The organism is Flavobacterium faecale (assembly GCF_048320115.1).
Lineage (GTDB): Bacteria > Bacteroidota > Bacteroidia > Flavobacteriales > Flavobacteriaceae > Flavobacterium > Flavobacterium faecale_A.
The window spans coordinates 3,627,389-3,644,011 of the sequence record NZ_CP182943.1; the positions used below are offsets into that span (position 1 = coordinate 3,627,389).

The 16,623-nt window shown below is 35.0% G+C and carries 11 protein-coding genes and 1 pseudogene; 2 read left to right on the plus strand and 10 right to left on the minus strand.

Annotated features, from left to right (window positions below):
- The first annotated feature begins 94 nt into the window (after positions 1-94).
- The gene (gene hemN / locus ACNH59_RS15030; protein ID WP_418263334.1) at positions 95-1,459 is read left to right on the plus strand and encodes an oxygen-independent coproporphyrinogen III oxidase; all 1,365 of its coding nucleotides are present in this window, start codon (positions 95-97) and stop codon (positions 1,457-1,459) included.
- Positions 1,460-2,088: 629 nt separating this feature from the next.
- On the opposite strand, the gene ACNH59_RS15035 is transcribed toward hemN, so the two are convergent.
- From ACNH59_RS15035 to ACNH59_RS15070, 8 genes are all read right to left on the minus strand, one after another.
- Positions 2,089-2,790 (minus strand): sulfite exporter TauE/SafE family protein, encoded by a 702-nt coding sequence (locus ACNH59_RS15035; protein WP_418263335.1) that lies wholly within the window; start codon positions 2,788-2,790, stop codon positions 2,089-2,091.
- A gap of 133 nt (positions 2,791-2,923) precedes the next feature.
- Entirely contained in the window at positions 2,924-3,409 is a 486-nt protein-coding gene (locus ACNH59_RS15040; RefSeq protein WP_418263336.1) for a FixH family protein, read from the minus strand.
- 167 nt (positions 3,410-3,576) lie between these two features.
- On the minus strand, positions 3,577-4,992 hold the full coding sequence (ccoG, locus tag ACNH59_RS15045) for a cytochrome c oxidase accessory protein CcoG (RefSeq protein WP_418263337.1): 1,416 nt from the start codon (positions 4,990-4,992) through the stop codon (positions 3,577-3,579).
- A 119-nt stretch (positions 4,993-5,111) separates the two neighbouring features.
- Entirely contained in the window at positions 5,112-6,017 is a 906-nt protein-coding gene (locus ACNH59_RS15050) for a cbb3-type cytochrome c oxidase N-terminal domain-containing protein (RefSeq protein ID WP_418263338.1), read from the minus strand.
- A 17-nt stretch (positions 6,018-6,034) separates the two neighbouring features.
- A complete protein-coding gene (locus tag ACNH59_RS15055; protein WP_418263339.1) occupies positions 6,035-6,208 on the minus strand; it encodes a CcoQ/FixQ family Cbb3-type cytochrome c oxidase assembly chaperone in 174 nt (57 codons plus the stop codon).
- Between the two features lie 89 nt (positions 6,209-6,297).
- Positions 6,298-8,475 (minus strand): cytochrome-c oxidase, cbb3-type subunit I, encoded by a 2,178-nt coding sequence (gene ccoN, locus ACNH59_RS15060; protein ID WP_418263340.1) that lies wholly within the window; start codon positions 8,473-8,475, stop codon positions 6,298-6,300.
- Between the two features lie 3 nt (positions 8,476-8,478).
- Positions 8,479-8,706, minus strand: coding sequence for a cbb3-type cytochrome oxidase assembly protein CcoS (gene ccoS, locus ACNH59_RS15065; RefSeq protein ID WP_418263341.1), 228 nt, complete (start codon positions 8,704-8,706; stop codon positions 8,479-8,481).
- A 175-nt stretch (positions 8,707-8,881) separates the two neighbouring features.
- Complete coding sequence (locus tag ACNH59_RS15070) at positions 8,882-11,278, minus strand: heavy metal translocating P-type ATPase (RefSeq protein ID WP_418263342.1); 2,397 nt, start codon at positions 11,276-11,278, stop codon at positions 8,882-8,884.
- A gap of 107 nt (positions 11,279-11,385) precedes the next feature.
- Between ACNH59_RS15070 and ACNH59_RS15075 the strand changes: the two genes are divergently transcribed.
- Positions 11,386-12,066, plus strand: coding sequence for a Crp/Fnr family transcriptional regulator (locus ACNH59_RS15075; protein ID WP_418263343.1), 681 nt, complete (start codon positions 11,386-11,388; stop codon positions 12,064-12,066).
- Between the two features lie 115 nt (positions 12,067-12,181).
- Here the strand turns inward: ACNH59_RS15075 and ACNH59_RS15080 are convergent.
- Both ACNH59_RS15080 and ACNH59_RS15085 read right to left on the minus strand, forming a co-directional pair.
- Positions 12,182-13,989, minus strand: a pseudogene (locus ACNH59_RS15080) (hypothetical protein).
- 178 nt (positions 13,990-14,167) lie between these two features.
- Positions 14,168-16,477 carry a glycoside hydrolase family 65 protein gene (locus ACNH59_RS15085; RefSeq protein WP_418263344.1) on the minus strand — a complete coding sequence of 770 codons (2,310 nt, stop codon included), beginning with the start codon at positions 16,475-16,477 and terminating at the stop codon, positions 14,168-14,170.
- Positions 16,478-16,623 lie beyond the last annotated feature (146 nt).

Sequence of the window (16,623 nt, forward strand, 5' to 3'; positions counted from 1 at the left end):
ACTTTTCTCTTAGCTTTTGATAATTGAACATGACAATTATCATTTTAATTACCTTACCACTACCCTATTTTTGACTATTGAAAAATAGGTCAAAATGAAAAAGTCACTCTTACAAAAATACAATGTTCCTGGTCCAAGATACACAAGTTACCCGACGGTTCCTTATTGGGATGAGGCAAAGTTTACCACTGAAAATTGGATTCAAACATTAAAAAAATCTTTTGTAGAAAGCAATTCTACCGAAGGCATAAGCTTGTATATTCACCTGCCTTTTTGTGAAAGTCTCTGCACTTTTTGTGGTTGTAACAAACGAATCACCAAAAACCACCAACTTGAAAACCCCTACATACAAGCGGTCTTGAAAGAATGGAAACTGTATTGTGAACTACTTCCAGCAAAGCCAATCATTAAAGAAATCCATTTAGGAGGTGGAACACCTACTTTCTTTTCAGTGGAGAATTTAGAACTGCTAATCAACGGAATTTTTCAAATGTCCGAAATAGCAGCTCAACACGAATTTAGCTTTGAAGGACATCCTAATAATACCACTCGCAAACACTTGCAAAAACTGTTCGATTTGGGATTCAGGAGAGTGAGTTTTGGTGTTCAAGATTATGCAGAAAAAGTACAAACTGCCATCCATCGCCTCCAACCTTTTCATAATGTAGCCAAGGTAACCCTTTGGGCAAAAGAAATTGGTTACACCTCAATTGGTCACGATCTTATTTTTGGATTGCCCTTTCAAACCATCGAAAATGTAGTGGATACAATCGAAAAAACAAAATCACTACAACCTCATCGTTTGGCTTTTTACAGTTATGCTCATGTACCTTGGATAAAAGGAAGTGGACAAAGAGGTTTTAAAAAACAAGACTTGCCTCAAGATGAAGAAAAAAGAAAATTGTATGAGATAGGAAAGATACTTTTAGGAAAAAACGGCTATCATGAAATTGGAATGGATCATTTTGCCCGACAAGACGATAGTATGTACCATTCCTTTAATAAAGGAAAATTGCATCGCAATTTTATGGGCTACAGCTCCTCAAAAACCCAGTTAATGATTGGCTTGGGAGTTTCTTCTATCAGTGATAGTTGGTATTGTTTTGCACAAAATGTAAAAACGATAGAGGAATATTACCAAAAATTAGAACAGAACAAATTGCCAATTTACCGAGGCCATCATTTGACTGCAGAAGATTTAATCATTCGCAAGCACATTTTGAACTTGATGTGTCAATTCAGCACTTCATGGACAATAGACAGTGATTTCTTTGAAGAACTACCTGAGATACTTCTACAATTGAATGAAATGCAAAAAGACGGCTTGCTGGAAATTCACCAAAATGACCTCCTTGTGACCGAAAAAGGAAAACCGTACGTACGTAACATCTGCATGGCTTTTGACTTGAGATTAAAGAAAAAAGCACCCCAAACACAGTTGTTTTCGATGACGATATAAAAAAACACTTTTCTCTGTCTAGTCATTTTGAACAAGCTGCCAACCACAATTTATTTTGGTTTATATAAAATAATTTACCATTGACAATTTATAAGAATATTATACATTTATTTAAAAAAACTTAATAGTTGACAAATTTTATATATAACTTGTTTTTTAAAACAAAAAAGAAGGAGCTGATAGGCATGTACTCTAGTTATCTCAAATTCATTCTGTTAGCCAGTTTTTTTTTTGCGTCTAAAGTACTGATTTCATTGACTTTTACTTTTTTTTCTGAGTTCAATTCAGAGCGTCACGAAGCATCCAAATTATCATTTTGTTATACCTCTTGTTATACCTTCGTTTTACGATTCGCCCGACTGAAACATTTTGTTTTTCAACTCATTACTTATTCTGCATTGTTTTACAATTTGGTATAACAAACTCTAACCCCGCTCTACAAAGTGTTCCTGTGAAAAATATTTTTGTCGTTTATGCTGTACAAATGTCTACTGACTTTACGCATCATTACCAATAAAGCCTATGGATTAATAATAAATTGGCTATTAACTTTGAAGAGTCTTTAACTTTGTACTTAAAAAATGAAACTAACAGCACAAAATCTTCATTCAAAAATCAACACAACAGGATTAATGACAATTTGCTTTCGCTTGCACAAACAAACTCATTTTAGTTGGCGAAACATAAGGAATCCCCAAGCCTAATCCTCTTAATATAAAAAGCACTCCAATAAGCACTGCCACATAAGGAATTACTTTTTGGATTTTATTACGAATGGGAAGGGTTAAATAGGAATTAATATAAACGACAGCACTCATTAAAGGAACCGTTCCTAAACCAAAAAGCAACATATACAACACTCCTAAACTGGCTGATTGCATGGCTACAGCACCAAAAAGAGCCACATATACCATTCCGCAAGGCAAGAAACCATTGAGCAACCCAATAGTAAATAAAGAAGAATAACTTTTGTTTTTGAATTGTTGTCCGAGTTTGGATTTGATATTCGAAATAATTTTAAAAACAGGTCTTGAAAAGTTGTATTGTGCTAATATTTTCTCAGGAATAACCACTACCAAAATCATCGCCATTCCTATAAAAATGGATAATCTTTGCTGAAAACCTGCAATAAACAATCCCCGCCCTAGCATTCCAAATAACAAACCTATAGTTCCATAAGCAGTCAGCCGTCCTACATGGTAGGTTAAGATTTGTAGCGTTTTTTTGGTTGCATTCATTCGATCCACAGGAAGCATCATCGCAATAGGACCACACATCCCAATGCAATGAAAACTACTGATTAATCCAAATAGAAATGCGGTGTAGAGCAAAGGTTTTATTGTTTAGAAGTTTAAAAAAGGTTAATTGTTTAAAAAAGTTTAACTGTTTAAAATGAAAATTTAAAACATTGTGTCCTTGCTAGGATTAAATCAACAATCGTTAATTAAAAACTCCTAACTCAAATCACAAATACAAAATTTCCTTAGTCATATACAACTTTCCTTCGTACTGCCATTGCATGGTAATGTCCCAGCGACCGCCAACCAAATTTAATTTAGGTATGAGTAAAGATGGATTAGAATCAGAAAGCGAAAGGGGAATTTCGAAATCTAATTTCTTATTCGACGGTCGGTAGAGGGACAATTTCCCTTTTACTTTTGAAACATCAAATTCTGACGGAAAAATTACAGTGATGCCTTTTGCTGTTTTGGTAAAACTAGGTTTGTTAGGTAAATCATGATTGTTTTGCAACTGGTCAATTTCTTCCTGAAAACGAGCATCCTGTTTATAGTATTCTTCTACCACCAATTCGTTGTCATATTTAGAATTCGATTGTACTTTAATTACAAAATACAAGATAAAACTCATGAACAAGGCAATGGCGATGACAATTCCTGTTCCCCAGTTAATCAAGGGTTTCTTTGTAACATTTATTGGATTATTTTCCATGATTTTTACATTAAATGATTAACAATTATGAACTGAAAATCTGAAAGATTATAATTTTAATTAGCCACAGATTACAAAGATTAATCTTTGCTAATCTTTATAATCTGTGGATCTATTTTTTAGAAGCTACTAAATCATCAGGTTTAAACTTAATTTGTGGGCAAAAATCAATCAAAACTTCTTGGACTTAAAAAATTAGTCGTTGTTGTTTCTACTTTTCGATTGCCTTCAAATACTTCAATTTTTAATTTCGTTTTATCACTTTCGAGTAAATATTGATTGATTTCAATAAACAAAGTACCGCTGCTCATCCCTTGTTTAGGTACTTTAAAATCACTGTTACCTACTACATTCAACTTGCCTTTAATTCCTACTAATTCAAAATGAATATCTTTAAAGTCATCATTCGTTTTGTTGATAATTTTGAAAGTGTAAACATTGCTAATATTTTCTCCTTTATGTTGAAATAATTGTCCAGGAAGCCTTAAAATGGTGGCTTCTACATCATTTCTCAAAAACAGCAAGCCCAACAATATCCCTGTCAAAATTGCAAGAATAGCGGTATAGCCTTTCATTCTACTTGTGAACTTGAAAGGGGCTTTTTTCTCTATTTCATCTTCAGAAGCATATCGAATCAAGCCTTTTGGAAAACCAACAGTTTCCATGATACTGTCGCATTCATCGATACAAGCCGTACAATTCACACATTCCAGTTGGGTTCCGTTACGGATATCGATTCCGGTGGGACATACATGGACGCATTGTTTGCAATCAATACAATCTCCTTTGCCTGTTTCAGCCCTATTTTCTTTTTTGTTGAATTTGGCTCTGCCCACTTCTTTTTCGCCACGAACAAAATCGTAAGCCACATTAATGGATTTATTATCCAACAAAACACCTTGCAAACGACCGTAAGGACAAGCAATGATACAGACTTGTTCCCTAAACCATACAAAAACAAAATAAAAGACTCCTGTAAATATCAAAAGTGAAATCAATGTTTTGAGATGTTCCAAAGGTCCCTCATCAATCATCTGGAATAAGGCATCACTTCCAATGATATAAGCCAAAAACACATTGGCAATAGCAAATGAAATAATCAAAAACAAAGTCCATTTGAAACCTTTTTTCTTGATTTTTTCAGTATTCCATTCTTGTTTAGCCAAACGCATTTGTGCACCTCTATCTCCTTCAATCCAATATTCGATTCGTCTGAAAACCATTTCGAGGAAGATAGTCTGCGGACAAATCCATCCACAAAATATACGTCCAAAAATAACCGTAAACAGAATCACGAAGACCACCATTACAATCATAAAAATTACAAAAATGTAAAAGTCTTGTGGCCAAAATGGGAATCCAAAAATATTAAAACGACGTTCGAGAATATTGAACAACATGAACTGATTGCCATTGACTTTTACAAATGGATTAGCTACTAAAATCAATAACAAAAAATAACTGACCCACTTGCGGTAATCATAAAAGGTACCCGACGGTTTTTTGGGAAAAATAAATTTCCTTTTCCCTTCGGCATCAATTGTTCCGATGGTATCTCTAAAAGCTTCATTTTGTTTAGGCATTTTATTGTTTTTTTAAATCTAAAACATTAGATTTTTTTATTCACCATTAAGAAATTAAGGTTTTAGAACTTAACTTTTCTTAATTCCTTAATGGTAAATCAAGCTTTTTAAACTAACTGTTATTTTGTAACGACAGTGGCATCCGCTTCATCTTCTACCCAAACTTCTCCGTCTGGTGCTTTTGGGTCTTTTGGATTACTGCCTTTAAGCGAGATGATGTAACTAGCAATCTTTTGAATTTCTTTTGGTTTCAGAGTTCCTTTCCAAGCAATCATTCCTTTTCCATCACGACCTCCATTAGTTATTGTGTGGAAAATGTTTTTGATACCACCCCCTAAAATCCAATTCTCATCTGTTAAATTAGGACCAATTTGCCCTCCCGCATCTGCACGGTGACAGGCAGCACAATTTGTAGCAAAGAGGTTTTTCCCTAAATCTAAATCCGCTGGTTCTGTTAATAAGGTTACTGTTTTTTCATCCATTAAATCGGGAGCCGTTTTCATGTATTCTTCTACATCAATTTTGGCTTGAGCCAATTCTTTTTGTAATTCCATTTCTTGATTGTCAGCGCCCATGATTTCGTAACGCACTAAATACACCACTGAAAAAAGAATACAGATATAAAACAAATACACCCACCATGGCGGTAAATTATTGTCTAATTCTTTGATACCATCATAATCATGGTGCAAAATAATCTCGTCCTCCGTTTCCAACGGTTGTGTATGAGTCAGTTTTTGCATCAGGTTCTTGTACCATTCTTTTTCTTTATAAGAAACTAGTTCCTCAGCAGCTTGCTTCGCTTTTTCTTCATCCGAAAGTAAATTATACATGATATTGTCAATGGCACTTAAAGCAATTTCAACCGCAATCAAAAGAAACAAAAAGACAAATAGAAAAACCGAAACCATCGGATATTTGATGAACGCAGGACGATCACCGGAGTCTATAAAAAATTCCATTACACCAAAAATCATGAAGAAAATCAGCAGTACTCTTAAATAGTTGGGAATTATTTTTTTCATTAGATGTATTTTTGAAATTATAATTTATCGTTTAAAGGAATTTGGCTCAATTCCTGAATTTTCTCTTTTTTATACGAAATCACCCAAATGGCAAGTCCTACAAAAAAGAAAAAGAAAATCAACAAGGATAGAATAGGATATATAGATACCCCTGCTATCGTTTCCATATTGTGTTTAATTTGTTCGAACATAACTTTATTTTTTTAGGTTCTAAGGTTCTGAGTCGCTAAGTCGCTAAGCTTTTTTCTATCTTAGAATCTTAGCCGCTCAGTTCCTTTTGTTATTTTTTCACTTTAATATCGGTACCCAATCGTTGGATGTAAGCAATTAAGGCTACAATTTCACGATCTTGCATTGGGATAAATCGTTCTCCTTTTGCCAAAGCACGTTTTTTACTTTCATCATAACTTTTTACAAAATCAGGATCTGCTTTTAGGTTTTCTTCAATTTTCAAAGACTGGGCTTTAATGGCAGTTTTTGCATTGGCTACCTCAGCATCAGAATAAGGAACACCCAATTCTTGCATCGTTTTCATCTTCGCTTCAATATCATCAATATCTAATGCTTTGTTGTCAAACAGCCATTTGTAACCTGGCATAATCGAACCTGATGACGTACTTTGTGGATTCCACATATGGTTGAAATGCCAGTTGTCATTATACTTTTCCCCCACTCTTAGCAAGTCGGGACCAGTTCGTTTAGACCCCCATAAAAACGGATGATCGTATACAAACTCTCCTGCTTTTGATTGTGGTCCATAACGCTCAACTTCTGAACGGAACGGTCGTACCATTTGAGAGTGACAGCCCACACACCCTTCACGAATGTATAAATCACGGCCTTCTAACTCTAAGGGAGAATACGGTTTTACACTAGTGATAGTAGGAATATTAGATTTTACCATAATTGTAGGTACAATTTGGATAACTCCTCCAATCAAGATGGCTACAGTTGCCAAAATGGTCAATTGAATTGGTTTTCTTTCTAACCAAGTATGGAATTTTTCTCCGCGCAAACGTCCATTGCTTATTCTTTCTAAAGCAGGTGCTTCGGCTAATTCGTCTTCAATTGCATCATTGGCTGTAATGGTTTTGTACATATTGTACACCATGACAAATGTCCCAATAATATACATGGTACCCCCTATGGCACGCATCCAATACATAGGAATGATTTGGGTTACGGTTTCAAGAAAATTTCCGTAAGTCAAGGTTCCGTCAGGATTGAACTGTTTCCACATAGAAGCTTGAACAAAACCAGCCACATACATTGGTAAAGCATACAATATAATTCCGAGCGTACCCAACCAAAAATGAACATTTGCTAACTTTAAAGAGAATAAAGGTCCTTTGGACATTCTAGGAACCAACCAATAGATTAATCCAAAAGCCATGAATCCATTCCAAGCCAATGCCCCTACATGCACATGAGCTACGATCCAATCGGTAAAGTGTGCTATCGCGTTCACATTTTTCAGTGACAACATAGGTCCTTCAAAAGTCGCCATACCATAACCCGTAATGGCCACCACAAAGAATTTCAAAACAGGCTCCGTACGTACTTTATCCCAAGCACCACGCAAGGTCAATAAACCGTTAATCATACCTCCCCAAGAAGGCGCTATTAACATAATGGAAAACACAACACCTAAATTCTGAGCCCAGTTAGGCAAAGCAGAATACAATAAATGGTGTGGACCTGCCCAGATGTACAAGAAAATCAATGACCAAAAGTGCACAATAGACAATCGATAAGAATACACAGGACGATTCGCGGCTTTTGGGATATAATAATACATCAATCCTAAGAAAGGAGTAGTTAAGAAAAACGCAACTGCATTATGTCCGTACCACCATTGTACCAAAGCATCTTGCACTCCTGCATATACAGAATAACTCTTCATGGCTGATACTGGCAAAGCCAAACTATTGAAAATATGCAAAACGGCAACCGTCACAAAAGTGGCCAGGTAAAACCAAATGGCGACATACAAATGACGCTCTCTTCTTTTTATAATTGTTCCAATCATATTGATACCAAAAACCACCCAAATGAATGCAATTGCAATATCAATTGGCCATTCCAGCTCCGCATATTCTTTAGAAGTGGTGTATCCTAATGGCAATGAAATCGCTGCGGCCACAATAATCAATTGCCAACCCCAGAAATTAAGATTACTGAGTAAATCACTATACATTCTGGTTTTGAGCAAACGTTGCAACGAATAGTAAACTCCCGCAAACATGGCATTCCCAACAAAGGCAAAAATCACCGCATTTGTATGTAAGGGACGCAAACGACCAAAACTCAACCACGAAATCCCATCGGTCAAATTGGGGAATAAAAACAGCGTGGCCAACAAAAGCCCGACCGCCATACCTACTACACCAAAAACAATGGTGGCGTAGATGAATTTTTTAACAATTTTGTTGTCGTAATAAAACTGTTGCATTTCCATAAATTAATTGTTTAATTGATTTGAATCTTTTGTTACTATAGTGTTGTTACAGACAACTGTCTCATCAGTCGATACTTTTTTTTCTTTTGACAATTCGTCATCAAAAAGCATTCGCACTGAAGGGGTATAATCATCATCATATTGCCCTGTTTTTACTGCCATCACAAAGGCGATAAAAAAAACAATCGCAACCACGATACTAATGGAGATTAATAAATAAATAACACTCATACCTTAAATTTGTAGGAACAAAATTAGACTTTGACCTTGGTGTAAACCATGACATTTATCATGGTTTACAAAAATAATTTCAAACTATTAGAGCATTCGATTAAAAAATGCTTAGAACTTAACAGTTGAACCATTAAGAAATTAAGATTCATTAAGTCTTAATAAACTTAATTACTTAATGTTTTTTAACACTTAACTTTCTTGCGTAATAATTACTCATTATGGTCACAAAACTGACAATCGTAATGGTGCTCAACGGCATCAAAATAGCACCTACTAAGGGCAACAAATTCCCCGTAACTGCAAATGTCAATCCCACTACATTGTACAATAATGACAAGCCAAAACTCATTTTAATTACAAAAATCGATTTCTTAGACAGTTTCAAAAAATAATTCAATTTCTGAAATTCATTGGCTTCTAGAATTCCATCGCAAGCGGGTGAAAAAACATTGACGTTCTCTGAAATTGAAATACCGATATTGCTCTGTGCCAAAGCGCCAGCGTCATTTAACCCGTCGCCTACCATCATCACATTTTTGCCAGAGTCTTGTAGTTTTTTGATAAATTCTAGTTTTTCATCTGGTTTTTGGTTGAAAACCAACTGGGTTCCTTTTGGCAAAATAGTTTCTAGAGTTTCCTTCTCCCCTTCGTTATCTCCCGAGAGTACGGTTAACTCATAGTTATCTTTTAGACTTTCGAATAATTCCACTAATCCTTCTCTGTATTGATTTTTAAATTCGAATGTTCCAATATATTGGTCATCAATTTGGATATGTACCGAAGTATTCTGAGTCACATTATCATGATTTTCATTCCCTCCACAAAAAGCAGCCGAACCCATTTTGATTACAATCCCATTTTTAGTAGCCTGAATGCCTTTGCCTGTAATTTCGACAAAGTCATCCAGTTTAATCGTTTTTGTTTCTGGTAAAAAGTCATACAACATTCGACTCAACGGATGATTAGACGCTCGTAATCCATTTTTAACGAATAGTAATTGATTGCTTGTCAATTCTTTTCCTTTGTAATTAATCGCCGCTTTTTTATTGGTGGTAATCGTTCCCGTTTTATCAAATACAATGGCATCTACAGCGGCTAACTGTTCGATTACCAAAGCATTTTTGAGATACAATTTTTGTTTCCCCACAATACGCAAGACATTACCCAGCGTAAAAGGTGCCGTTAACGCCAAGGCACAGGGACATGCCACAATCAAAACTGCAGTGAAAACATTAAAAGCAATAGCGGTATCAATAAAAATCCAATACCCAAAGGAAACAAAAGCAATCAGTAAAAGCATTGGAGTGAAATAATGACTTATTGCATCAGTAATGCTTTTGTGTTTTTGGTCAACCGATTTTTGAAACACCTCATTACTCCACAATTGGGTCAAATAACTTTGGGAAACCGAATGCAATACTTGCATCTCGATTACTTTCCCCTTCTGCTTGCCTCCCGCAAAGATTTTATCACCTGATTTTTTGGTTACTGGAACAGCTTCGCCAGTTACAAAACTGTAATCAATAGCAGCGTTTTCACTCATCAAAATTCCGTCAGTGGGAATTAACTCTTGGTTACGAATCAACAATCGGTCTCCTTTTTCAATCTCATAAACAGGAATACTTTCTTCCTTATTGTCTTCTCCTATTCGAGTGATGGCAATAGGGAAATACGATTTAAAGTCGCGTTCAAAACTCAAAAAATTATAGGTTTTGAGTTGGAACGATTTTCCTAATAACATAAAGAAGATTAATCCTGTCAAACTATCAAAAAATCCAGAACCATAATCGAATGTAATATCGACTACACTACGCACAAACATCACAATGATACCCAGAGCAATGGGAACATCGATATTCCACATTTTGGATTGGATGCTTTTATATGCCGAAACATAATACCCACTGGCAGAATACAAAAAGGCGGGTAAAGACAAAGCGAAAATCAATCCTCTAAAGAAAGGCTTGTAGGTATCTAACCAAAATTCGCCCACCTCAAAATACTCAGGAAACGATAGCAACATGATATTTCCAAAACTAAAGAAAGCCACACCTAATTTATAGGTCAAACTCCTGTCTACATTTTGCGTACCTGTTTCATAATTTTCGAGACTGATATAGGGTTCGTAACCAATTTTACTCAACAAAAGCACAATCGATTTTAAATCCACAACTGTTTTGTCATATACAATTCGCACTTTCTTTTGATTGAAATTCACCTGTGAATTACTGATGCCTTTTTCTAGTTTATGCAAGTTTTCCAAAATCCAGATGCAGGAACTACAATGTATATGTGGTACACTCAAGGAAACAATAGCCGTATTTTCTTCCTCAAACTCTAAGAGCTTAGAAACAATTTGCTCATTGTCTAAAAAATCATATTTACCTTGAATGTCTAAAGGGGTTGCTCCAGGGGATTGTTCAAAATCATAATAGCAAGTCAAATCATTATTTGAAAAGATTTCGTACACGGTTTTGCACCCATTGCAACAAAAATCTTTTTTGTCAAAAACAATTCCTTCAGCCTTTACAATCGCTAATCCACAATGGAAACAATTTGATGTATCCATAATTTACTCATTTACCTACTGCAAATTTCTAGAATGAATGTGGCGTAAAATATGATATATGTCATAGAAATTAGTAATTTTGAAAAAACATCAAAAATGGAAGTAAAATGAGCAAATGTGAACAATGTATCGTCAGAGAATTTAGCTCACTAAAGGCTTTAAACAAAGAAGAATTGTTACAAATTGCTGATTGTAAAACTTCTTACATCGTTAAAAAGGGAGAACCTCTTTTTGCTGAAGGAGAAACGGTCAATGGTATTTATTGTATCAAAGACGGTGTGTGTAAGTTGTCTAAACTTAGCGCTAATGGTAAAGACCAAATCGTAAAACTCATCAAGCCTGGTGAATTATTAGGACAACGTTCTATGATTAGTGATGAACCTGCCAATTTGAGTGCTGTGGCGTTAGAAGACATGGAAGTTTGTTTTATTCCAAAGGCTGAGATTCTAGGTTTCTTTGATAAGAACAACCAATTTTCCATGAATGTGATGAAGTCCATTTGTGGAGATTTAAAAGATGCAGACGACCAAATGGTGTCTATGGCTCAAAAAAATGTAAAAGCAAGATTAGCCGGAACATTATTATATCTAGAAACTCAATTTGGTAAAAATCCAGACGGTTCTTTACATATTCAACTCACCAGAGAAGAACTTTCGGGCATGATAGGAACAGCAACTGAAAGCTGTATTCGTTTACTATCCGATTTTAAAAAACAAGGTTTCCTTGAATTAGACGGTAAAAAGATCATCCTCAAAGACCACAATAGCTTAAAAAAAATATCGGATTAATATTGAATATTAATTTTATCAGAATTAAAAACCATTAAGAAATTAAGTTTCATTAAACATTCCTTTATTCAATTGTCTTAATCCCTTAATGGTTTAAAATATTATATTGTTATTGTTAAAAAGATACTGCCAGTTCAGGTATGAAAATCGCTTCAATTTCTGAAATATAAAAATCTAATTGTTGTTTCGTTTTTTCATTATTTTCAGCTAAAACTGTAGGATTACTAAATAATTCTTGGTAATACTGAATTCCGTTTAATAAATTCTCTTTAAATGTTTTCCATTTTTTTATCTGCCCAGCCGAAATTGTTTCTGAAAAATCAGCAATCTCTTTTCTCAAGTAGTCCACATACATTTTCAATTCGTTCACAAACAAATTAGGTCGATTAGTAACCGTCAAAACAGAGGACTTTCCGTAAATATGTTGTACCATTTCTAACAAGGAAACCTCATGCTCAAAGTAAGCCAAATTAGGTCCAGGACACACAATTACCCCTTGTTCTTGCCCTTTGATTACAATGTCATTTTCTAGATAAGAAGCATTAGCCAAACCAACGCACAAACAAGATTTATCGGTAATCACATTTTTTCTTTTAGCAAAAGCCTCTGCTGTTAAATCTGCTTTCTGAGACTCCAATTCTTCTAATTTTAAATCTTGGTATTTCTTGGAAGCCGAACACATTCCTTTGGCACCATATTCTTTGCTTAGCGCTAAAAATTTCTTCGGACAAGAACTCCCTGAATTTCATCATCGATACGCTTTTGTTTGAAAAACTCATTGGTGGTTCCTTTAACCGCATTAAATGGAATTCCGAGAGGCGAAATATTACTTAAATAAAAATCGGCTTCTTTGGCTTTTGCCAATAATTTACGGGTATCAGGATCCACCGAAGTTGCTTCAGGAACCAATAAAAAAGGAGAACCCCAGCCAATGGAATCCAACTGATATTCTTTCAGTAAAAAATCGTGTTCTTGCGCTGTACCTACGCCACCTTGAGCGGTAATTTTTAATTCTAAAGGTTGTTCTGGAATATGTTTTCCCTTAATTGTTAAAGCTTTTAGCATCAATTCATGAGCGGACTGTATTAATTGCTGTTTCTTCTCTTTGAATTCTTCTAAAATTGGTCCCAACAACAAACCTTCGGTAGCAAAAGCATGTCCTCCACAATTCAAGCCAGATTCGATACGGTACTCTGACACCCAAAGTCCTTTTTTGGCTAAAAAATTCCCTTGAATCATCGCCGAGCGAAAATCGCTTACTTTCAAGATAATTTTCTTCTCTAATTGATTATTTTCATTTGGAAAAAAGCAATCAAAATTCTCAAAATAGCTGTACAATCTTGGATTCATCCCTGCTGATAAAACAACTGATGAAGTCAAATTACTATTAGCAAAACCACGTAATGACGCATGTGCATCATTGAATTCTGCTGGCAATTGTTCGTCTTTGTCAAAATTATCTTTATCCACTTTGGTCATGATATTCACATCAATAACACCCGCTGACAAATTGTTTTCGAGATAATTTAAAATGGCTTCTTTCCCTTCTTCCATCCTTGTTTGAAGTCCTAGTTTGAGTTCTGACGTTTGTGGTAACATTGCCAAATAATTGGTCAACACTTCTTTACTGGCGGCTAATTCTTGTTTGAAATCATGAAACTTTTGCCTCACAATTGTATCCATCAAATTCAAATAAGCCGTAACTCTTTCAGCACGATAATCGTGCATTTTTTGAGTAATTTCTTGGTATTTAAAGTTGAATTTTTGGCTATAAAAGCGGTTCATCTTTTCGATTAAATCATCATCAACTATCGAAACTACTGATGAAATTCCGTAATGTGCCACTCTAATCGGACTATCAATAGTATATCCCAAACCCATTACTGGAATATGAAAACTGTGAGGTGAGTTTGTATTTATCATTCGTTCTATTTTTATTTATTTCTAAAAGTGGAACAAAATTCGATAAATTCAATTTTATAAAATATGATAAATATCATCCTGACTCATATTGGTACAAATCAAAAAAAATAGGGTTTCGATTAAAAAAACAAATTCTTAATTGAAACCCTATTTTAAATTTATATGAAGATTGAAACTCCTAACTTACCATTAACTTCTTAGAAGCCATAATCTTTTGTCCGTTTACAATTAATTCCAAATCTTGATCGCCATCTACTTCAAAAGAAGCTCCTTCATGATTGCATTTTACTGTCAAAATTTGGTTTCTAAAATTAATTTTAAACGAATACCCTTGCCATTCTTTTGGGATTTTGGGTGTAAAATGCAAGACATTGTCTTTGACTCTCATTCCGCCGAAACCTTCTACAATGCTCATCCACGTTCCCGCCATTGAAGTAATATGGCAACCTTCTTCTACCTCTTTGTTGTAATCATCTAAATCCAGACGAGAGGTACGAAGGTAAAATGCATACGCCATATCCATTTTATCTAATACTGCAGCTTGAATCGAGTGTACACAAGGAGAAAGCGAACTTTCATGAACGGTAAAGGACTCATAAAACTCAAAATTGCGTTTCAATTCCTCTTTAGTAAAATGATCTTCAAAGAAATAAAAGCCTTGTAAAACATCGGCTTGTTTGATATAAGGCGAACGCAATACACGATCCCAAGACCACTTCTGGTTAATTGGTCGCTGTGATTTATCTAAGTCTTTAACAGGTACCAATTCCTTATCCAAAAATCCGTCTTGCTGCAGATAAATACCTAATTCTTCCGATTTTGGAAAATACATATTGCCAGACACTTTCTTCCAATCTTGCAATTCTGCATCGGCTAAATTGACTTTTTCAATAATGCGTTTGTGATCTAAGGGATATTCTAATGATACTTTCAGAATTTGTTCGTGAGTATAATCAATACACCACTTAGCAATATAATTGGTATAAAAATTATTATTGACGTTGTTTTCGTATTCATTAGGACCTGTAACGCCTAAGATTACATATTGATTTTTAGCCTTTGAAAAACTCGCCCTTTGATGCCAATAACGAGCAATAGCAATTAATACTTCCAGTCCTTTTTCAGGAATATAGCTATAATCACCAGTGTAACGATAGTAATTGTAAATGGCGAAAGCAATCGCTCCGTTACGGTGAATCTCTTCATGTGTGATTTCCCATTCGTTATGACATTCTTCACCATTCATAGTAACCATCGGGTACAAAGCTGCCCCTGCTCCTGCTTTAAACCCTAAATTCTTGGTCGCATTTTCAATGGCTTTGTCCAATTGATTGTAGCGGTAGGTCAATAAATTACGAGCCACTTGTTGATCTTTGGTCGCCATGTAAAACGGAATACAATAGGCCTCGGTATCCCAATAAGTAGAGCCTCCGTATTTTTCACCTGTAAATCCTTTGGGTCCAATATTCAATCGGCTGTCTTTTCCTAAATAGGTTTGATTGAGTTGGAAAATATTGAAACGGATTCCTTGTTGCGCTTTGACATCTCCTTCAATGGTAATATCTGACATCTCCCAAATCTTAGCCCAAGCTTGAATTTGATCTTCTAATAATTGGTCATATCCAATAATGGCTGCTTCTTTAATTACATTTTCTGCCGCAGTTAGTGTATCGGTATGATTTAATGAAACGGTATACCCTCCGATTTTTTGAATAGCCGATTTTTTACCTTTCGATACTTGTACTTCATAAGTTGCTTGTACCTTTTCTGTAGTAACATCCCAGCCCAAAGCAACGATATCCAATTTTTTATCCTCTTCTAAAATGCTATTGTGCATAAAAGTAGTCGCCTTAAAATGGGTTTTAAAAGTTTGAGCAGTCACAAAACCGCTATTGCCTCCGTGCTTAACTTCTAGCGGTTCCCAAAATTTCTCATCCCAATTGGCATCTTCATTCGTTACACCAGCATCCACATAAGGTTTGTATGTAATGGAAACATCCTTATTAAGTGGTGTAATTTCATAATTAATCACACCTGCTTCATCTAAAATTAACGATAAAAAACGGCGAATAGCAACCGAAATTTCAACTCCATTTTGTAATTGAGCAGTAAAAGTTCGTAGGTACCAGCCTTCTTTCATGTTCAATTCTCTACGGAAATCGGTTACCGATTGACAAGCATGTAAATCTAGAACTTCTCCGTTTATTTCGATATCGATTCCAATCCAGTTGGGCGCATTCAATACTTTGGCAAAATATTCAGGATACCCATTTTTCCACCAACCTACTTTTGTTTTGTCTGGATAATAAATACCAGCGATATAACTTCCTTGAAAAGTTTCACCAGAGTAAGACTCTTCAAAATTGGCGCGTTGCCCCATGGCTCCATTACCGATACTAAAAAGACTTTCAGATGATTTCACTCTTTCTACATCAAATCCTTCTTCTATGATTGACCAATTGTCTGGTTTTATATAATCTTGGTTCATTCTGTTATGCTTTTTATTAGTTTTAATACTTAGTTAGGGTTCAAATCTTAACTATTCCTTTCATTCAGTTTCTAAGTTTTCTTTAATGAATAGAAACAAACTATTCTTTTTTTTTATTGATGATTATATAATTGCCTACAAAACCT